Source organism: Pigmentiphaga daeguensis (assembly GCF_039523035.1).
Lineage (GTDB): Bacteria > Pseudomonadota > Gammaproteobacteria > Burkholderiales > Burkholderiaceae_B > Pigmentiphaga > Pigmentiphaga daeguensis.
The window spans coordinates 59289-79057 of the sequence record NZ_BAAAEN010000007.1 but is presented as its reverse complement, the minus strand read 5'-3'; the positions used below and the strand labels follow the sequence as shown (position 1 = coordinate 79057).

At 66.3% G+C, this 19769-nt stretch carries 16 protein-coding genes; 12 read left to right on the top strand and 4 right to left on the bottom strand.

Annotated features, from left to right (window positions below; all coding sequences use genetic code 11):
- Positions 1–22: 22 nt before the first annotated feature.
- The gene (locus tag ABD104_RS11355; protein WP_343927559.1) at positions 23–2446 is read left to right on the top strand and encodes a sulfatase-like hydrolase/transferase; all 2424 of its coding nucleotides are present in this window, start codon (positions 23–25) and stop codon (positions 2444–2446) included.
- On the opposite strand, the gene tal is transcribed toward ABD104_RS11355, so the two are convergent.
- Positions 2436–3416, bottom strand: coding sequence for a transaldolase (gene tal, locus ABD104_RS11350; protein WP_343927558.1), 981 nt, complete (start codon positions 3414–3416; stop codon positions 2436–2438). The genes ABD104_RS11355 and tal overlap by 11 nt on opposite strands.
- Positions 3417–3762: 346 nt before the next feature.
- Between tal and carA the strand changes: the two genes are divergently transcribed.
- The gene (gene carA / locus ABD104_RS11345; protein WP_087839719.1) at positions 3763–4914 is read left to right on the top strand and encodes a glutamine-hydrolyzing carbamoyl-phosphate synthase small subunit; all 1152 of its coding nucleotides are present in this window, start codon (positions 3763–3765) and stop codon (positions 4912–4914) included.
- A gap of 8 nt (positions 4915–4922) precedes the next feature.
- Positions 4923–8159 (top strand): carbamoyl-phosphate synthase large subunit, encoded by a 3237-nt coding sequence (gene carB, locus ABD104_RS11340; RefSeq protein WP_343927557.1) that lies wholly within the window; start codon positions 4923–4925, stop codon positions 8157–8159.
- 102 nt (positions 8160–8261) lie between these two features.
- Here carB and ABD104_RS11335 read toward each other — a convergent pair whose 3' ends face one another.
- On the bottom strand, positions 8262–8696 hold the full coding sequence (locus tag ABD104_RS11335; RefSeq protein WP_343927556.1) for a MarR family winged helix-turn-helix transcriptional regulator: 435 nt from the start codon (positions 8694–8696) through the stop codon (positions 8262–8264).
- 119 nt (positions 8697–8815) lie between these two features.
- On the opposite strand from ABD104_RS11335, the gene ABD104_RS11330 reads away from it, so the two are divergent.
- The 3 genes from ABD104_RS11330 (at position 8816) to ABD104_RS11320 (ending at position 10471) form a co-directional block, all read left to right on the top strand.
- Positions 8816–9208, top strand: coding sequence for a hypothetical protein (locus tag ABD104_RS11330; protein WP_343927555.1), 393 nt, complete (start codon positions 8816–8818; stop codon positions 9206–9208).
- 207 nt (positions 9209–9415) lie between these two features.
- The gene (gene greA, locus ABD104_RS11325; RefSeq protein ID WP_087839715.1) at positions 9416–9892 is read left to right on the top strand and encodes a transcription elongation factor GreA; all 477 of its coding nucleotides are present in this window, start codon (positions 9416–9418) and stop codon (positions 9890–9892) included.
- Positions 9893–10045: 153 nt separating this feature from the next.
- The gene (locus ABD104_RS11320) at positions 10046–10471 is read left to right on the top strand and encodes a DUF4149 domain-containing protein (protein WP_242621634.1); all 426 of its coding nucleotides are present in this window, start codon (positions 10046–10048) and stop codon (positions 10469–10471) included.
- Here the strand turns inward: ABD104_RS11320 and ABD104_RS11315 are convergent.
- Positions 10420–11169 (bottom strand): YhbY family RNA-binding protein, encoded by a 750-nt coding sequence (locus ABD104_RS11315; RefSeq protein ID WP_343927554.1) that lies wholly within the window; start codon positions 11167–11169, stop codon positions 10420–10422. The genes ABD104_RS11320 and ABD104_RS11315 overlap by 52 nt on opposite strands.
- Before the next feature lie 144 nt (positions 11170–11313).
- Here ABD104_RS11315 and ABD104_RS11310 point away from each other — a divergent pair, with 144 nt between their 5' ends.
- From ABD104_RS11310 to ABD104_RS11285, 6 genes are all read left to right on the top strand, one after another.
- Positions 11314–11964, top strand: a complete 651-nt coding sequence (locus ABD104_RS11310; protein WP_124690438.1) for an RlmE family RNA methyltransferase — start codon at positions 11314–11316, stop codon at positions 11962–11964.
- Between the two features lie 79 nt (positions 11965–12043).
- Positions 12044–13930, top strand: coding sequence for an ATP-dependent zinc metalloprotease FtsH (ftsH, locus tag ABD104_RS11305; RefSeq protein WP_087839711.1), 1887 nt, complete (start codon positions 12044–12046; stop codon positions 13928–13930).
- A 143-nt stretch (positions 13931–14073) separates the two neighbouring features.
- A complete protein-coding gene (gene folP / locus ABD104_RS11300) occupies positions 14074–14940 on the top strand; it encodes a dihydropteroate synthase (RefSeq protein WP_343927553.1) in 867 nt (288 codons plus the stop codon).
- A 52-nt stretch (positions 14941–14992) separates the two neighbouring features.
- On the top strand, positions 14993–16333 hold the full coding sequence (gene glmM / locus ABD104_RS11295; protein WP_343927552.1) for a phosphoglucosamine mutase: 1341 nt from the start codon (positions 14993–14995) through the stop codon (positions 16331–16333).
- A 72-nt stretch (positions 16334–16405) separates the two neighbouring features.
- The gene (locus ABD104_RS11290; RefSeq protein WP_087839708.1) at positions 16406–16858 is read left to right on the top strand and encodes a SixA phosphatase family protein; all 453 of its coding nucleotides are present in this window, start codon (positions 16406–16408) and stop codon (positions 16856–16858) included.
- Positions 16859–17279: 421 nt separating this feature from the next.
- Positions 17280–18083 carry a GNAT family N-acetyltransferase gene (locus ABD104_RS11285; RefSeq protein ID WP_087839707.1) on the top strand — a complete coding sequence of 268 codons (804 nt, stop codon included), beginning with the start codon at positions 17280–17282 and terminating at the stop codon, positions 18081–18083.
- Between the two features lie 140 nt (positions 18084–18223).
- Here ABD104_RS11285 and ppx read toward each other — a convergent pair whose 3' ends face one another.
- Positions 18224–19714 carry an exopolyphosphatase gene (gene ppx / locus ABD104_RS11280; protein ID WP_087839706.1) on the bottom strand — a complete coding sequence of 497 codons (1491 nt, stop codon included), beginning with the start codon at positions 19712–19714 and terminating at the stop codon, positions 18224–18226.
- Positions 19715–19769 lie beyond the last annotated feature (55 nt).

Here is a 19769-nt window from a genome sequence, read left to right as displayed (position 1 = left end):
GGATATCGGCATCCGGAGGTCAATGGTGTTGCGGGTCTTGTTTCTCAACGGTTTTCTGTTGTTTGCATTGCTTGCTTTCCGCCGCCAGCGCCGTATCCGGGCGATTCTCTGGGCAGTTCTGGGTATCTGGCTGGTCAGGTATTTTCAGCCTGTCAGCGATTGGCTTCAAACATTAGGTCAGGATTCGCTGGCCGAAGCACAGAAATTCGCGATATCGGAAGCCTGGTTTTTCCTGGAAACGCTGGGTGCGACACTCGTGCCCATGCATTGGGATCGCGTGCTTGTGCTTGTCGTCGCGACGGCGGCGTTGACCTTGGCGCTGGGGTTGGGGTGGAGATGGCTGGCAACGCGGTTCGGATGGCCGGCTTTGCTGCGCTGGGAGCGCAGCGGTCTTTTCCTGGCGGCGGTGGCGTCCATCGCAGTTCCCCTGGTGTGGCAGTTGAGCGAGATCGCGCCGCAGTTTCGCTCCAATTCCGATATCTATGCGAGTGCCAGCAAGCATTTCGCGAACCAGGCGGAGCGTCTCACCTTTGTTCCCCAGGGCAATTCGGAGATGCGGGTGATCGTCTACATCGGGGAGTCGACCACCAGTATGCACTGGAGTCTGTACGGTTACCCCTTGAGCACGACTCCGCAACTGGCCGCTTTTGCCCGGGAGCACGCAGGGCTGCTGAAATTCGAGAATGTTGTTTCGACGCAGACTCTGACCTCGCAAAGTCTGCTCGAGGCCTTGAGTATCGGGATCCCGGGCGGTTCCGACTATCTGCCGATCACCGACAGGCCGCGTGCGTCGCTGGTCGATGTCTTGAAGCACCTGAACATACCGACCTTTCTCATGAGCACCCAGGGAAATACGGGGGTTTGGAATCTGGCCAGCTCCATCATTTTCTCCGGAGTGGATTCCCGGAACTATGCCAGCGCCACCTCTGTCTTGGGGCAGAGTGCCGCGCAAGGTGAAGCGAGCCGTGTCTGGGACGATATTTTTTTCAGCGACGCCGTGCAGAAATTCAAGACGTTCCGGCCCGCCGGAACGGCGGTGGCATTCTTGCATTCCTATGCCGGGCATGGTGTGTACGCCGATCATATCCCGCCGCGAGCCAGGCGGACAGGGGATGCTTTTCTGAATGACGCCAGTCCGTCGCTGATCTATGGCGAGGGAGTGGTTCAAGGGGCGGACAAACCTGGCCTGCTGGACAGTGTGCAAAATCGCATCGAGTCTTTGCTGGACGGCGTGAAGGGAGGTGGCGCGGCGGCAAGGCCTGTCATCGCTGATTACGACGACGCGATGCGCTATATCGATGGCAATCTCGCTCATCTGTTCCGGCAGGTCGCGAACGAGGAGGCGCCGACCGTCGTGCTGTATTTTTCGGATCACGGGGAGTCTCCAGGGACCGGGGTGGGGCATGATTCCTCGCGTTTCCAGCACGAAATGACGAGGGTGCCGTTCCTGATGTATTTCAATCGTGCCGCGCAGCAGGTCAACCCGAAGCTATTTGCCGAGTTTCGGGAAGCAGCCGAGGCCCGTCGGGCTGCAACCCTGGCCCAGGTGCCGGCCACGATACTGTCGCTGCTTGGATATCGGGTCCAGGGCAGCCAGCATGACTACCGGGGGGTAGGCTTGGATGCTGAAGAGGCACTCGTTCCTGTCGTGGTCAGAAAACTGGTCGATGGAATGGTCTATGTGCGTACCCATGGCGTCGAACGAGAGCACCGCTCCGATGCTCGCGATCTGACCGACCCGGCAGCGACCATCTGGCTCAATAGCAAGGCGCGATCGGCCGGAAAGTCACGCCCCGCGCTTTGCTACGGCGGGGTCAATACCTGGGCCAAAGCCAACCGCGGCGCCATCGTTGCTGATTGTCTGGCTACTAGGCTGGAAATGGATGAGGAGCAGATCGATGCGGCGCCTTTGGACAAGAAGGCGCCGGGCTGGGCTCTGGATGCGTTGGCGCGAGTGGCGTCGGCCCGCCACCTACCGCTTTGGCTGGATGGCGCGTCCTTGCCGCTTCAGGGGCTGTGCGTACGTCTGGATGCCTGGTTGGGAAAACAGGGGGGGGCGGTTGAAGCCGAGCACTCCACCTCGCCTCGGCCTTCCGTCATGCTGGCGCTCGCACCGGAGCAAGGGGTGGGGTTTCCACCAGCCTGCGCCGACTTGAATAGGCATGGGGTCGAGATCTTCATGCGCGTGCCGTCGCCGCTCATGGGCGATGCCGAGAAGGCCGGCACTTGGGCGCGCGGGCTGGTCGCTGCCGGATGGCCGGCGCGCTACGCCCTGTCGGGTCGGCCCGGTGGGGCATTGCGCGAGGCGCTGAGGTTGGGGCCTGAGTCACAATGGGTGCTGCTGGACATTCCTGTTGATGAGCTGCCGTGGAGCGAAGCCGCTGCGGTACCTCTGCCGGCCTTCATGGTGGTGGATACCGCATGGGATCCGAATATCAGGAAATAGCTGGCCGGGAGGGAGGTTGGTTTTGGCCTGTTCCTTCCAGCAGCCCGTCCAGCTTGCGCGCATCCGCGACGAACGCCCGTATCCCCTCGGCCAGCTTGTCCGTGGCCATCGCGTTCTCGTTCAGCGCGAAGCGGAAATCGGCCTCGCCCAGTTGCGCCCCGGGCGGCACGGTGCTGCCGGGGGGCGTCAATTGGCGGGGCACCGCGCCGTCGGCCGCCTGCAGCTGGCCCAGCAGCTCGGGGCTGATCGTCAGCAGGTCGCATCCGGCCAGCGCCAGGATCTGCCCGACATTGCGGAAGCTGGCGCCCATGATCTCGGTCGGGACGCCGGCGCGCTTGTAGTGGTCGTAGATGCGCCGGACCGACTGCACGCCCGGATCGGCGCTGCCGGCGTTGGCCGCCTCGTCCCAGGCCGCGCCCTGGTTCTTCTTGTGCCAGTCGTAGATGCGGCCGACGAAGGGCGAGATCAGCTGCACCCGGGCCTCGGCGCAGGCGATGGCCTGCTCCAGCGAGAACAGCAGGGTCATGTTGCAGCGCACCCCCTCGCTTTGCAGCACGCGCGCGGCCTGGATGCCTTCCCAGGTCGAGGCGATCTTGATCAGCACCCGTTCCCTGGGGATGCCCGCGGCGGCGTACAGCGCCATGATGGCGCGGGCGCGCTCGACCGTGGCGCGGGTGTCGAAGGACAGGCGGGCATCCACCTCGGTGGAGACCCGGCCCGGCACGATGTCCAGGATGGCCTGGCCGAAGGCCACCAGCAGGCGGTCCATCCGCTCGGCCGTGGAAGCGCCCGCGTGGTCCCGCACCACCCGGTCCAGCAGGGGCCGGTATTCGCTCTTCTGGACCGCCTTCAGGATCAGGGAAGGGTTGGTCGTGGCGTCGGTGGGACGGAACGCCCGCATGGCTTCGAAGTCGCCCGTGTCGGCGACGACGGCGGAATGCTGGCGCAGGGCTTCGAGCTGGTTGGACACGGTTCCTCCGTATAACAGGTTCTATAAGCTATAATTGTAAGGTTTGACGTTCAAATTCCACGTCCTCCCCTTAGCGCGTACCCCGATCCCCGCTGCTGATTCGTACAACCGCGTGCTGCAGATCATCTGTTGCAGCCGTAGCCGTCGAAGGCCTGGTGCCGCCATGCGATTCGCCGTCCCGTGCCCGTTTCCGGTGCCGCAGGACGGCGGCGAGTGGCGAGTTGGCACCGCGCCAGGCCCGCGCAGGAAGCTGCGCAAGAATGGCTGAGCCGGGTTGTGCCGCCCGACACCTTGCGGCGCCTGTTGGCGTACCCTCGGGAGGAGGACTCCATTCGGAGATTCTCTCTTGTTGCCGTCTCTCTTTCCCGAGACTACCCCCGCAATACTGGCGCTTGCCGACGGCACGATCTTTCGTGGCACGTCCATCGGGGCGCCTGGCCATGCAGTGGGCGAGGTCGTGTTCAATACCGCCATCACAGGGTACCAGGAGATCGTTACCGATCCCAGCTACAGCCGCCAGATCGTAACGCTCACCTATCCCCACATCGGCAATACCGGCATCAACGACGAGGACCGCGAGGCCGCCAAGGTCCACGTGGCGGGCCTGGTCGTGCGCGACTACTCGTTGGTCGTGTCGAATTTCCGCTCGCAGCGTTCGCTGTCCGACTATCTCGTCCAGCAGAACGTCGTGGGCATCGCCGGCATCGACACCCGCAAGCTTACCCGGATCCTGCGCGACAAGGGCGCCCAGAACGGCTGCGTGTACGCCGGCAGCGACGAACAGGAAGCCCTGCGCCTGGCGCGCGAATTCCCCGGCATGTCGGGCCTGGACCTGGCCAAGGTCGTGTCCGTGGACAAGGCCGCCGAGTGGACCGAAGGCATCTGGCGCCTGGGCGCCGGCCACGCGCCCAAGGGCGATGGCCGCTTCCACGTCGTCGCCTATGATTTCGGCGTGAAGTGGAACATCCTGCGCCTGCTGGTGGACCGCGGCTGCCGCGTTACCCTGGTGCCGGCGCAGACCCCGGCGGCCGAGGTGCTGGCCCTGAATCCCGACGGCGTGTTCCTGTCGAACGGCCCTGGCGATCCCGAGCCCTGCGACTACGCCATCGAGGCCACCCGCGCCTTCTTCGAGCGCCGGATCCCGGTGTTCGGCATCTGCCTGGGACACCAGATCATGGGCCTGGCGCTGAACGCCAAGACGCTGAAGATGAAGCTGGGCCACCACGGCGCCAACCATCCGGTCAAGGACGTCGCCACCGGCCGGGTCTTCATCACCAGCCAGAACCACGGCTTTGCCGTCGACCCCGAGACCCTGCCGGCCAATACGCGCGTCACGCACGTGTCGCTGTTCGACGGCTCGCTGCAGGGCTTCGAGCTGACCGACCGGCCGGCGTTCTGCTTCCAAGGCCATCCCGAGGCCAGCCCGGGACCCCACGACATCGTCGTCCTGTTCGATCGGTTCACCCAACTGATGCAACAGAGCAAGCAACAAGGTTAAGCCGCGTCATGCCCAAGCGTACAGATATCCAAAGCATCCTCATCATCGGCGCCGGCCCGATCGTCATCGGCCAGGCGTGCGAGTTCGACTACTCGGGCGCGCAGGCCTGCAAGGCGCTGAAGGCCGAGGGTTACAAGGTGATCCTGGTCAACAGCAACCCCGCCACGATCATGACGGACCCGGAAACGGCCGACGTCACCTACATCGAGCCCATCACCTGGCAGGTGGTCGAGAAGATCATCGAGAAAGAGCGCCCCGACGCGCTGCTGCCCACCATGGGCGGGCAGACCGCGCTGAATTGCGCGCTGGACCTCGACAAGCAGGGCGTGCTGGCCAAGTACGGCGTGGAGCTGATCGGCGCCAACGCCCATGCGATCGAGAAGGCCGAGGACCGCCAGAAGTTCAAGGACGCGATGACCAGCATCGGCCTGGAGTCGGCCAAGTCGGGCGTCGCCCACTCCATGGACGAAGCCTGGGACATGCAGCGCCGCATCGCCGAGCAGACCGGCACCAGCGGTTTCCCGGTCGTGATCCGGCCCAGCTTCACGCTGGGCGGCACGGGCGGCGGCATCGCCTACAACGCCGAGGAATTCGAGACCATCTGCCGCCGCGGCCTGGAGGCCTCGCCCACCAGCGAACTGCTGATCGAGGAATCGCTGGTCGGATGGAAGGAATTCGAGATGGAAGTCGTGCGCGACAAGGCCGACAACTGCATCATCGTCTGCTCCATCGAGAACCTGGATCCCATGGGCATCCACACCGGCGACTCGATCACGGTCGCCCCGGCGCAGACGCTGACCGACAAGGAATACCAGCTGATGCGCAACGCCTCGATCGCGGTGCTGCGCGAGATCGGCGTGGACACCGGCGGTTCGAACGTGCAGTTCGCGGTCAACCCGGCCAACGGCCGCATGATCGTGATCGAGATGAACCCGCGCGTGTCGCGGTCGTCGGCGCTGGCCTCGAAGGCCACGGGCTTCCCCATCGCCAAGGTGGCGGCCCGGCTGGCGGTCGGCTACACGCTGGATGAACTGCGCAACGACATCACCGGCGGCGCGACGCCCGCCTCGTTCGAGCCCACCATCGATTACGTGGTCACCAAGGTGCCGCGTTTCGCGTTCGAGAAGTTCCCGCAGACCGACGCCCACCTGACCACGCAGATGAAGTCCGTGGGCGAGGTGATGGCCATCGGCCGTACCTTCCAGGAGTCGTTCCAGAAGGCGCTGCGCGGCCTGGAAGTGGGCGTGGACGGCTTGAACCAGAAGACCACCGATCGCGAGCGCATCGAGGTCGAGCTGGGCGAGCCCGGTCCCGAGCGCATCTGGTTCGTGGGCGACGCCTTCGCGCAGGGCTTTTCGCTCGAGGAAGTGCACCAGCTGACCCACATCGATCCGTGGTTCCTGGCGCAGATCAAGGAAATCGTCGATATCGAGCTGGCGCTCGAGAAGAAGACGCTGGCCGATCTCGACCGCAACACTTTCTGGCAGCTCAAGCGCAAGGGTTTCTCCGATCGCCGCCTGGCCTATCTGCTGGACACCACCGAGACCGAGGTGCGCAAGCTGCGCCACCAGTACGACGTGCGTCCGGTCTACAAGCGCGTCGACACCTGCGCGGCCGAGTTCGCCACGCATACCGCCTACATGTACTCGACCTACGAGGAAGAGTGCGAGGCCAACCCCACCGACAAGAAGAAGGTCATCGTGCTGGGCGGCGGACCGAACCGCATCGGCCAGGGCATCGAGTTCGACTATTGCTGCGTGCATGCCGCCATGGCGCTGCGCGAGGACGGGTTCGAGACCATCATGGTCAATTGCAACCCGGAAACCGTCTCGACCGACTACGACACTTCCGACCGGCTGTATTTCGAGCCGCTCACGCTGGAGGACGTGCTCGAGATCGTCGACAAGGAAAAGCCGGTCGGCATGATCGTCCAGTACGGCGGCCAGACTCCGCTGAAGCTGGCCAAGGCGCTGGAAGCCAACGGCGTGCCCATCATCGGCACCAGCCCGGAATCCATCGACATCGCCGAGGACCGCGAGCGCTTCCAGAAGCTGCTGCACAAGCTCGGCCTGCGCCAGCCGCCCAACCGCACGGCGCGCACCGAGGCCGAGGCCCTGGCGCATGCCCAGGACATCGGCTATCCGCTGGTGGTGCGCCCCAGCTACGTGCTGGGCGGCCGCGCGATGGAAATCGTGCACGAGCAGAAGGACCTCGAGCGCTACATGCGCGAGGCGGTCAAGGTCAGCAATGACTCGCCCGTGCTGCTGGACCGCTTCCTGAACGACGCCATCGAAGTCGACGTGGACTGCCTGTCCGACGGCAAGCGCGTCTTCATCGGCGGTGTGATGGAACACATCGAGCAGGCCGGCGTGCACTCGGGCGATTCGGCCTGCTGCCTGCCGCCGTACTCGCTGTCGGCCGAGCTGATCGAGGAAATCAAGCGCCAGACCGGCCTGATGGCGCGCGCGCTGAACGTGGTCGGCCTGATGAACGTGCAGTTCGCGATCCAGCAGGGCACCGTCTACGTGCTGGAAGTGAATCCGCGCGCCTCGCGCACCGCGCCGTACGTGTCCAAGGCGACCTCGCTGCCGCTGGCCAAGATCGGCGCCCGCGCCATGGCCGGCCGTTCGCTCGACGACCAGGGCCTGGGCGAGGAAATCGTGCCCAGGTATTTCTCGGTCAAGGAAGCGGTGTTCCCGTTTGTGAAGTTCCCGGGCGTGGACACCATCCTCGGACCCGAGATGAAGTCCACCGGCGAAGTGATGGGCGTGGGCGAGAGCTTCGGCGAGGCCTTCGTGAAGTCGCAGCTCGCGGCCAGCGTGCGCCTGCCTGAAAGCGGCACCGCCTTCATCAGCGTCAAGAACGAGGACAAGGGCAAGGTCATCGCGGTTGCGCGCGGCTTGCACGGCCTGGGCTTCTCGCTGGTCGCCACGCGCGGCACGGCGGCCGCCATCGAGGCCGCGGGCATCCCGGTGAAGGTCGTCAACAAGGTCACCGAGGGCCGGCCCAACATCGTCGACATGGTCAAGAACGGCGAGATCGCGCTGGTGATCAACACCGTGGAAGAGCGCCGCAACGCGATCGCCGATTCGCGGGCCATCCGGACCTCGGCGCTCGCCTCGCGCGTCACCTACTACACGACGGTGGCGGGCGCCTGGGCGGCGGTCGAGGGCATGCAGTACATGCGCCAGGGCGCCGGCCTGCAGGTGTATTCGCTGCAGGAACTGCACCGCTCGGTGGCCTGACGGCTTCCCGCCGGAACGTTCCCGGCGAGGGCGCTTCCCCGCAAGGGGGAGCGCCCTTTGTCTTGGCGCGCCGCCAGATGCGAAGGCAAGGGAAGGGCGCCGTCAGGCGTCCTTGCGCAGCTTGCCCAGGATGCCGACCAGCGCCGCCAATTCGTCCCGTGACAGGCGTGACATCTCCGCGGGCGGGCGCTGATAGGCGGCCATCAGGTCCTGCAGGGTCTCCGTACCCCTGCGCGTCACACGCACCAGCTTGACCCGCCGGTCGTCGGGCGAGGGTACCCGCTCGGCCAGCCCTGCGCGTTCGAGGCGGTCCACCAGCCAGGTCGCCGTGGATGGATCGCACCCCCACTCACGCGCCAGCGTGCCCACCGGCTTCCCCGCCTTGTCCAGCGAGAAGAGCGCGCGCGAATCGTTGGGCGTGAGGCCATGCTTCTGCTGGCTCTCCAGGCGCTGGGGGGCCGACTTCATCAGGAAATCGAACATCAGTTTCCAGGCGTCGGCGGCGCTGGCATCCGGCTGGTCGGGAGAGGTCGTCATCGCGGTTCACGAATTTCCAGTCGGCCTATGTTGACATATTTTGATCAATAAAATATTTTGATCATTCAAAATAATTGGCCGGAAGGGATGGTCCGTCCGGCAAACCGTCAGGAGAAGCCATGAATGCCTTACGCAACGAGACGAGCATCCGCCCGAAAGTCGCCCGTTTCCTGGCGGCCGAGGCCGCGCTGTTCGCCGCCGCCAGCCTGGTCCATGCCGGCGTCCTGGGCCATGCCTACGGGCATGCGAGGGCGGCCACGGCCGAAGGGATCATCGCCGGGGTGCTGATTCTGGGTTTGCTTGCGGGGCGGCGGTGGGCCGGCGCGGCCCGCCGCATTGCGGTGGGGGTCCAGGCATTCGCCCTGCTGGGGACGCTGGTGGGCGTTTTCACCATCGTGATCGGAGTGGGGCCGCAGACCTGGCCGGACCTCGTGTTCCACATCGTCCTGCTGGGGGTGCTGGTGCTGGGAATAGCCATGGCGGCGCGGCCGGCCAGTCGTTCCAAGGGTTAACCCTTGGTTTTCAAACGGTAAAGTTTGCCCGAGGGCGCTTGCGCGTTCTCGCCAGTTTTCGGACAATCTACATTGATCGCCCCGGTTCCTGATCGAGCCGGGGTTTTATTTTTCACCATCGCCATTCCCGGCCGCGCACGTAGCGCGGCAGGCGCCAGCTTGCGCCTTCGCGGGGATGCGAAATCCACAGACGTAAAGGAAGTACACATGGCTGCCATTCCGCTGACCTTGCGCGGGGCCGAGCGCCTGAAGCAGGAACTGCATCGACTCAAGACGGTGGAGCGACCCGCCGTGATCACCGCGATCGCCGATGCCCGCGCCCAGGGAGACCTGTCCGAGAACGCCGAATACGATGCCGCCAAGGAAAAACAGGGCTTCATCGAAGGGCGCATCCAGGAGCTCGAGGCCAAGCTGTCGAATGCGCAGATCATCGATCCGGTCGAACTGGACGCGGGCGGCCGCATCGTGTTCGGCGCTACGGTCGACCTGGAGGACCTGGAGTCCAGCGAGCGTGTCACCTACCAGGTGGTGGGCGACGACGAGGCGGACATCCGGTCCAACCTGATCTCGGTATCCAGCCCCATCGCGCGCGCGCTGATCGGCAAATCGGTCGGCGACGTGGCCGAGGTGCAGGCGCCGTCCGGCATCCGGGAGTACGAGGTTCTGGACGTCCGGTATATATAGTCCCCCCCCTACGCGCTGACGCGCGCCCCCCAGGGGGCGATGCGGGTGGACCGGCGGAGCCGGATCCACCGCATCCTGGACTTGAGGGGGTGGGGTTCTTTTGCCCTATTTTTGTCCTGATTCAATGTGTTGGTCTGCCCTGGAGGCTGATTGATGGCTACGGTGGTGCGGCTGTTGGCGGCGCTGTGGTGTGGGGCGCTTTGGACGATCGGGCTGCTGGTGGTGCCGTTGTTGTTTTCGCAGCTCGAGCCCATGCGCGCGGCGGCGACGGCGGGGTCGTTGTTCCGGTTGCTGGCCTATGGCGGGCTGGTGGTGGCGTTGTCGATGCTGCTGCTGGACCGGTTGGGGCGCGGGTTGCCGCTGGGAGCGGCGGGGCGCCGCACCGTGCTGGTCATGGCCGTGGGAGTAGGGTTGGGGTATTTCGGCACCCGGCCCGTGATGGACTACGGGCGGGCCTTGATCGCCGCCGGCCAGGCCGTACCCGCCTGGGCGGATTTCGGGACCTGGCACGGGGTGTCGAGCGTGCTTTACTTCTTGGTGGCGGTTCTGGGTTTGCGGCTGGTGGCGGTCGTGCGTTGACGGGCCGAGGCCGGCCGCCTGCGGGCGCCGGCGCGCAGCGACAGCGCGCTGCCCGCCCGTTTTGCCGCCGGCTTGCCCGAGGCGGTCTTGCGGGCCGCGCCCAGCGTGGAGCCCAGGCCCGAGGGCCGGCGGGCCGGCGTGGTGCGCGCGGCGCCCCGGCGCGAACCGGTTTCCTCGTGGGTGGATGGCCGCTGGCGCTTGTCCGTGCCCAGGTAGCGTTCCCGGGCGGTCAGGGCGCCGTCGCCGCGCTCGGCGCGATCCTGGCGTTCCGCGCGGGTACGGGCCGGCGCCGCGGGCTTGCCGGCCACCGCCAATTTCTTGGGCAGGTGGGCTTCGTTGGCCTTGCGCGCCCCGGTGCCCAGCGTGGACACGTCCGACTTGGGCTTGCGGGCGCCCAGCAGGCCGGCGGCATCGGGATCGCGCTCGGTCGGGCGGTACAGGATGAAGACCTTGCCCAGGTGATGGACGGGCGCGCAGGAAAGCTCGCCGCAGATCTGGTAGAGCAGTTCATCCCGCGTGGCGCGGTCTTCGCCGCCGGCGCGGACCTTGATCAGGCCGTGCGCCGAGAGGTTGCGGTCGATTTCCTGCAGGACGGCTTCGCTCAGGCCCTTGTCGCCGATTAGGACGACCGGTTTGAGCGGGTGGGCAGCGGCCCGGAGGGCGCTGCGCAGTGTCGAATTGATGTCTAGGACTGGCATGGCGAGATTGTACGGGAGCCGGGCCGGCGGCGCGATGGCTCCTTTGGGTTTCGGGGGAGCGGGCCCTGGACCGCAGTATGCTCCGGATGGCGCGGCGATGCCGCATTGATTTGAATCGATACCGACCCGGATGACCGGGCAGATATGGCCAAGAACAAGTTTTCGAAGAACTGGTTGCACCAGCACATCAACGATCCCTACGTGAAGCTCGCGCAGCAGAAGGGATACCGGGCCCGGGCCGCCTTCAAGCTGACCGAGATCCTGGACACCGAGAAGCTCATGCGGCCGGGCGACGTGGTCATCGACCTCGGTTCGGCGCCCGGCAGCTGGTCCCAGGTCGCCCGCGAGCGCCTGGCCGGTCCGCAGGGTACGATACGGGGACGGATCATCGCGCTGGACCTGCTTCCCATGGAGCCGGTGGCCGGGGTGGAGTTCATCCAGGGCGATTTCCGCGAGGAAGAGGTGCTGCGCCAGCTCGAGGCCCTGCTGGGCAGCCAGCCGGTGGACCTTGTTATTTCGGACATGGCCCCCAATCTATCGGGGGTCGGTGCCGCGGACTCGGCGCGTATCCAGCATGTGTGCGATCTGGCACGGGAATTCTCGCAGGAGCATCTCAAGCCCGACGGGGCGCTGATCGTGAAGGCATTTCACGGCAGCGGTTTTTCCCAGATCGTGCAGAGCTTCAAGCAGACTTTCCGCCGAGTGGTGGAACGCAAGCCCAAGGCGTCGCGGGACAAATCCTCCGAGACCTTTCTCGTGGGGGTGGGGCTGAAGAATCCCGGCGGCCGACAATAGTAGAATCGGACTTAGTGTCCGATCGGGCCGGATATTTTCCGGCAGGTCGACCGATCGGCAATCAAGTAGGAGATCGACCTTGAACAACATGTTCTCCAAAGTCGCGGTCTGGATGGTGATCGCATTCGTCCTGTTTACGGTCTTCAAGCAGTTCGAGGGCCGTACCCGTCCGCAGGACACCGTGTCCTACTCCCAGTTCATGGAAGAGGCCAAGGCCGGGCGCATCCAGAAAGTCGACATCCAGGGCGATGTGCTGAGCGTCACGCCCACCGACGGCCGTCCCTACAGCATCACGTCCCCCGGCGATCTCTGGCTGGTCAGCGACCTGATGAAGTACGGCGTCCAGGTGTCGGGCAAGGCCAAGGAAGAGCCCTCGCTCTTCATGAGCATCTTCGTCTCGTGGTTCCCGATGCTGCTGCTGATCGGCGTCTGGATATTCTTCATGCGCCAGATGCAGGGCGGCGGACGCGGCGGCGCGTTCAATTTCGGCAAGTCGCGTGCGCGCATGCTGGACGAGAACTCGAACACGGTCACCTTCGCCGACGTCGCGGGCTGCGACGAGGCCAAGGAAGACGTCCAGGAACTGGTCGACTTCCTGCGCGACCCCTCGAAATTCCAGAAGCTGGGCGGCCGCATTCCGCGCGGCGTGCTGATGGTGGGTTCTCCGGGTACCGGCAAGACCCTGCTGGCGCGCGCCATCGCCGGCGAGGCCAAGGTGCCGTTCTTCAGCATCTCCGGCTCGGACTTCGTCGAGATGTTCGTCGGCGTGGGCGCGGCCCGCGTGCGCGACATGTTCGAGAACGCCAAGAAGCATGCCCCCTGCATCATCTTCATCGATGAAATCGACGCCGTCGGCCGCCAGCGCGGCGCCGGCCTGGGCGGCGGCAACGACGAGCGCGAGCAGACCCTGAACCAGATGCTGGTGGAAATGGACGGCTTCGAGACCGGCCAGGGCATCATCGTGATCGCCGCCACCAACCGGCCCGACGTGCTCGACCCGGCGCTGCTGCGCCCGGGCCGCTTCGACCGCCAGGTCGTGGTGCCGCTGCCCGACATCCGCGGCCGCGAGCAGATCCTGAAGGTCCACATGCGCAAGGTGCCGGTGTCGTCCGACGTCGACGCCACCATCCTGGCCCGCGGCACGCCCGGTTTCTCGGGCGCGGACCTCGCCAACCTCGTGAACGAGGCCGCGCTGTTCGCCGCCCGCCGCAACGGCCGCACGGTGGACATGCTGGACTTCGAGAAGGCCAAGGACAAGATCATCATGGGCGCCGAGCGCCGCTCCATCGTCATGCCCGAGGAAGAGCGCCGCAACACCGCGTACCACGAGTCCGGCCACGCCATCGTCGCCAAGATGCTGCCCAAGACCGACCCGGTGCACAAGGTCACCATCATCCCGCGCGGCCGCGCGCTGGGCGTGACCATGCAGCTGCCCGAGGGCGATCGCTACAGCATGGACAAGGACCGCATGCTGAACACCATCGCGGTGCTGTTCGGCGGCCGCATCGCCGAAGAAGTCTTCATGAACCAGATGACCACCGGCGCCTCGAACGACTTCGAGCGGGCGACCCAGATCGCGCGCGACATGGTCACCCGCTACGGCATGACCGACTCGCTGGGCCCCATGGTCTATGCCGAGAACGAAGGCGAGGTGTTCCTGGGCCGCAGCATCACCAAGACGACCCAGGTGTCCGAGGCGACCATGCAGAAGGTCGATGGCGAGATCCGCCGCATCATCGATGAGCAGTACGCGGTGGCGCGCAAGATCCTGGAGGACAACCGCGACAAGGTCGAATCCATGACCCGCGCGCTGCTCGAGTGGGAAACCATCGACGCGGACCAGATCAACGACATCATCGACGGACGTCCGCCGCGGCCGCCCAAGGCCTCGGATTCGGCCGGCGCGCCGCCCAACACGCCGCCCAGCACCGGCGGCGTCGCGCAGAACGCAACAGCGGTGGCTTAGCGGTCCCCCTACGCGCTTGGCGCGGCCCCCAGGGGCGGCACTGGCGGACCGGCGGAGCCGGATCCGCCGTGCCCTGGGAGGGCAACTGGCTGGTGGAGGGCGGCGTTTTTGCCGCCCTTTGTTGTTTCGTGGCGTAAGCATGCATGCAGGGTTCCGTGCCAATTCATTCCGATACTCCGCTTCGGCTTCAGTGCGGTCGCTTTTCTCTTGAGTTTTCCCGGCCGCTGGTCATGGGGATCATCAACGTCACGCCGGATTCGTTTTCCGATGGGGGGAAGAGTCTGGCGCTGGATGCGGGGATCGCGCATGCGCGGCAACTGGTCGCCGAAGGGGCCGACATGCTGGATATCGGCGGCGAGTCGACGCGGCCGGGGGCCGCGCCGGTGTCGTTGGAGGACGAGCTGGCAAGGCTGTTGCCGTTGATCGAGGCGCTGCGGGATTGCGGGGTGCCGTTGTCGGTGGACACCTTCAAGCCGGCGGTGATGCGGGCGGCGCTGGATGCGGGCGCCGACATGATCAACGATATCTACGGATTCCGGCAGCCGGGGGCCATTGAGGCGGTGGCGCGGGGGGCGAGCGGTTTGTGCGTGATGCACATGCAGGGTGAACCGCGCACCATGCAGCAGGCGCCGGTCTACGGCGACGTGGTCGGCGAGGTGGCCGCCTTCCTGCGCCAGCAGGCGCAGCGCCTGCTGGCGGCAGGCGTGGCACGCGAGCGGATCTGCCTGGACCCGGGATTCGGGTTCGGCAAGACTACCGCCCACAACTACCAGCTCATGCGTAGTTTGCCCACTATCGGTGCGCTGGGATATCCGCTACTAATCGGAGTGTCCCGCAAGACCATGATCGGGGCGGTGACCGGCAAGCCCGTGGGGGAACGGGTGGCGGGCAGCGTCGCGGCGGCCCTGGCCGCGGTGGACCGCGGGGCGGCCATCGTCCGCGTCCACGACGTCGCGGCCACCGTGGACGCCCTGAAGGTCTGGCAAGCGGTGCGGGCCTGGGACGAATGATGGCCGCGCGCTTCTCGCGCGGACAAGAACAACAAGCAGGGGGCCATCCAAGATGGTTGGACGACGCAAGTATTTCGGAACCGACGGCATTCGGGGCAAGGTCGGATCAAAGGTCATCAACGCGGAATTCGCGCTGCGCCTGGGGTATGCGGCCGGTCGGGTCCTGACGGCCGAACATCGCGAGGGAGGGAAGCCGGTCGTCCTGATCGGCAAGGATACGCGCATCTCCGGCTACATGCTGGAATCGGCGCTCGAGGCCGGGCTGTCCGCGGCGGGCATCGACGTGCTGCTGGCCGGTCCCATGCCCACGCCGGCCATCGCATACCTGACCAGGGCGCTGCGCCTGTCGGCCGGCATCGTGATCAGCGCTTCGCACAATCCCTATTTCGACAACGGCATCAAATTCTTCTCGGCCACGGGCATGAAGCTGGCCGACGAGGTCGAGCTGCGCATCGAGGCGGCGCTGGGCGAACCGGTCGGATGCGTGCCGTCCGGCAAGCTGGGCCGCGCCAAGCGCCTGACGGACGCGGCGGGCCGCTACATCGAGTTCTGCAAGAGCGGTTTCCCCAACGACCTCGACCTGGCCGACATGCGGCTGGTGATCGACGCCGCCCATGGCGCTGCCTACCACGTGGCGCCCGCGGTGTTCGAGGAACTGGGCGCCACCGTGAGCTGCATAGGCTGCGCGCCCAACGGGATGAACATCAACGACGGCGTCGGCGCCACCCACCTGGACGCGCTGGCCGAGGCGGTGCAGGCGCAGAAGGCCGACCTGGGCATCGCGCTCGACGGCGATGCCGACCGCGTGTTGATGGTCGATGGCGACGGCAGGCGCTACAACGGCGACGAGCTGCTGTATGCCATCGTGACGGATCGCCTGCTGGCCGGGCCGGTGGCGGGCGTGGTCGGTACGCAGATGACCAATCTTGCCTTCGAGCACCGGATGCGCGACCTGAACGTGCCGTTCGCGCGCGCCGCCGTGGGCGACCGCTACGTGCTGGCGATGCTGCGCAAGAAGGGCTGGCTGTATGGTGGCGAGAGTTCCGGCCACGTGCTGTGCCTGGACCGGCATACGACCGGGGACGGCACTATGGCCGGGCTCCAGGTCCTGGCGGCGATGCGCCGCCAGGGCAAGTCGCTGGCCGAGCTGTTGGAGCCGCTGCGGCTGTATCCTCAGAAGCTGGTGAACGTTCCGCTCGCGCCGGGCCTGGACTGGCACGAGCACGCCGGGCTGGCCCATGCCAGGGAAGAGGTCGAGCGGCGCCTGGACGGCCAGGGACGGGTACTGATCCGTGCCTCGGGTACGGAGCCCAAGCTGCGCCTGATGGTCGAGGCGGCCGAGGAGGCCCTGGTCGACGAGTGCCTGGGACTCCTGTCCGCCAGCCTGGCCTAGGGTCTGTCAAGCCTCAGTCATGCCCGGCAGGCAAAATCGGGAGCTTCGATCATGACCATGCAAGCAGCATCCATGAACCTGATTCTCTGGCGCCACGCCGAGGCTGAAGACGGCCCGAACGACCTGCAGCGCGCCCTGACGCGGCGCGGGCACAAGCAGGCCGAGGCCGTCGCCGCGTGGCTCCGGGCCCATGGCCCTTCCGACCTGATGGTCATGGCCAGCCCCGCGGTGCGCACGCGCCAGACCGCCGACGCCCTGGGCTGCGACTACACCGTCGTGCCGGAACTGGCGCCCGAGGCCGCGCCCGCCCACGTCCTGGCCGCCTCCGGCTGGCCCCTGTCGCCGCGATCGGTGCTGGTGGTGGGCCACCAGCCCACGCTGGGGCGTGTGGCCAGCACCCTGCTGGCCGGCGAAGACCTGCCCTGGAGCCTGAAGAAGGGCGGCCTGTGGTGGCTGGCCCGCCGCCAGCGCGACGAAGACTTCCAGGTCGTCGTCCGCGCGGTCATCAATCCCGAGTTTGTCTAGGGAGGGGAATCCCACCCCCTACCCGCTGACGCGGGCAAGGAAAGCCCACCCCCTACCCGCTTACGCGGGCCCCCTCAAGGGGGCGATGCGGGTGGACCGGCGGAGCCGGATCCACCGCATCCTGGGTCTAGTACCCGTTTCTCGGGTTGTGGCGCCGGTGCTTCGCTGGCTGCCAGCGAAGCACCGGTGCTTCAGTCCAAGACAGTTTCCCTAGACCCAGGAAACCGCGGATCCGGCTTTGCCGGTCCGCCGGTTTCGCCCCCTGGGGGGCGCGCGTAAGCGCGTAGGGGGGGGCTCCATTCGTAAGCAGGCGTTTCAACAAGGGCACGGATTGTGACCGATTCATGGTACCGTCATTATTCTGTCAATGACGTGAAACGCTAAGCACCGACACTCGACTTACCTGTCAAGGAGTGTGCATATGCTCGAATTCACCCGCATCGAAGCGCGTCGCGGCCTGGCCGACGAACTTCAAGGCGGTGTCCAGACCCCCGGCCTGGCTGTGGGGCTGGCGCGTTCCTGGGAAGAGGTCCGGCAAGCCCAGCGCCTGCGCTACGAGGTGTTCACCGAAGACATGGGGGCCGTGTTCCCGACCGCCATCGACGGCATCGACGAGGACCGGTTCGATGCATGGTGCGAACACCTCATCGTGCGCGAACTGGATACCGGCCGGGTCGTGGGCACCTACCGCATCCTGGGGCCCGATCAGGCCCGCCAGGCCGGCGGCTACTATTCCGAATCCGAGTTCGACCTGTCCGGCCTGGGCGCCATCCGCAGCGAGCTGGTCGAGTTCGGACGTTCCTGCACCCATCGCGACTACCGCAGCGGCGCCGTCATCATGCTGCTGTGGTCGGGGCTGGCCGAGTTCCTGCGCCGCACCGGAAAGCGCTACGTGTTCGGTTGCGCCAGCGTCAGCCTGCGCGACGACGGCGCGACCGCGGCCGGGGTGTACCGCTCGGTGGCGGCCGACATCGAACAGGCCCGCGACCTGCGCGTGCAGCCGCTGCACCGCCTTCCCGTCGAGCGCCTGGACTGCAACCTGCCGACCCGCGTGCCGCCCCTGATCAAGGGCTACCTGAAGGTGGGGGCCCGCGTCTGCGGCGAACCGGCCTGGGACGCCGATTTCAACACGGCCGATTTCCCCATGCTGCTGTCCATCGACGCGCTGGACGATCGCTATCGCCGGCACTTCGGGCTGGAATCCCAGGTCTCGAGGCGTTCGTGAGGTCCGTGGCGTCGCCTGGCCGCCGCCTGGCGGCCGCGTTCCCGCGTCCGTCGGCAACGCGGCGCAGGCGTTTGCGGTTGACGCGGCGGCTGCGCCGCACCGGGGTGAAGGTATTGCGCAGGCTGACCCGGCGCCTGCGTTCAGAGCTCAAGCAGCTCGAACGTGAATCCCACCTTGCGCCATTCTGATTCCTCGGCGCGCAGCGTGAAGTCGGTCAGCGGGTGCGCACTCATCCAGGCCGCGTCGGTCTTGACGATGATGGACGATCCCTTGACCGAGACCTTGATGGGCGGCGCGGCGATGTCCTCGCGCCGGCGGTAGAGAATGGCCGCCAGGCGCAGGCACAGGATGGCGATCCATTGCTCGTGGTGGTTGACCAAGTGCTGGAGCTTGGCCAGCTTGCCCTGGTGGCCCAGCGCCAGGAGCGCGAGCAGCGCCTGGTCCTGGCGCGAGAAGCCCGGCATGTCGGCGTGTTCGAGGATGTAGGCCGAGTGCCGGTGATAGGTGTTGTGGGCGATGGACAGGCCGATCTCGTGCAGGTCGGCGGCCCAGCCCAGCACCCGGGTCAATTCCTGGTGCTCGTCGGCGGGCATGGGCACCAGTTGCTTGAACAGTTCCAGCGCCGTCTGGCGCACGCGCGTGGCCTGGGCGCGGTCCACCTTGTAGCGGCTCATGAACTGGCGCACCGTGTCGTCGCGCTTGTCCAGCGAGGCGTCGCGGCCGGCCAGGTCGTACAGCACCCCCACGCGCAGCGCGCCGTCGGCCGTGCGCATCACGTCCAGGCCCAACTCGTCGAAGATCGCGCTCATGATGGCCAGGCCCCCGGGCAGCACCGAGATGCGGTCCGGCTTGATGCCCGCCAGCTGCGCGCGTTCGACCGTACCGGCCTTGATCAGCTTGTCCTTGAGCTTGTCCATGCCGCGGCGCGTGATGCCGGATTCCGAAAAGCCGGACTCGGTCAGGATCGCGCCCAGCGCCTTGCTCGTTCCCGACGAGCCGTAGGCTTCCTGCCATCCCGCCTTGCGATACTGCTTGGCGATGACCTCGATCTCGCGGCGGGCGGCCATTTCGGCCTGCTTCATGGCGTGGGCGTCGATGATGCCGTCGGGGAAGTAGGCGCGGCTGAAGCTCACGCATCCCATGTACAGCGATTCCATCAGCTCGGGCTCGAAGCGCCGTCCGACGATGAACTCGGTCGAGCCGCCGCCGATGTCGACCACGAGCCGCTTGGCGGGGGAAGGGGGCAGGGAGTGCGAGACGCCCGAGAAAATGAGGCGCGCTTCCTCGCGCCCGGCGATGACCTCGATGGGAAAGCCCAGGGCCTCTTCCGCCAGCGGCAGGAACTCGGCGACGTTGCGCGCCACGCGGAACGTGTTGGTGGCCACTGCCCGCACGCGTTCCGGATGGAAGCTGCGCAGGCGTTCGCCGAAACGGCGCAGCACCTGCAGCGCGAAATCGGTGGTCGAGGTATCCAGCGTCTTGTCCGCCCGCAGGCCCGCCGCCAGCCGCACGGTTTCCTTGAGCCGGTCGACCGGGTAGATCTGGATGGTCCCGCCTTCGTCGACCACGCGGCCGATCACCAGGCGGAAACTGTTGGAGCCGAGATCGACGGCGGCGAGCAATTGGTTCATGGAATGGAAAGAAGGAATGCGAACTGCAAGAATAAGGCGCTTCGATGACAGAATG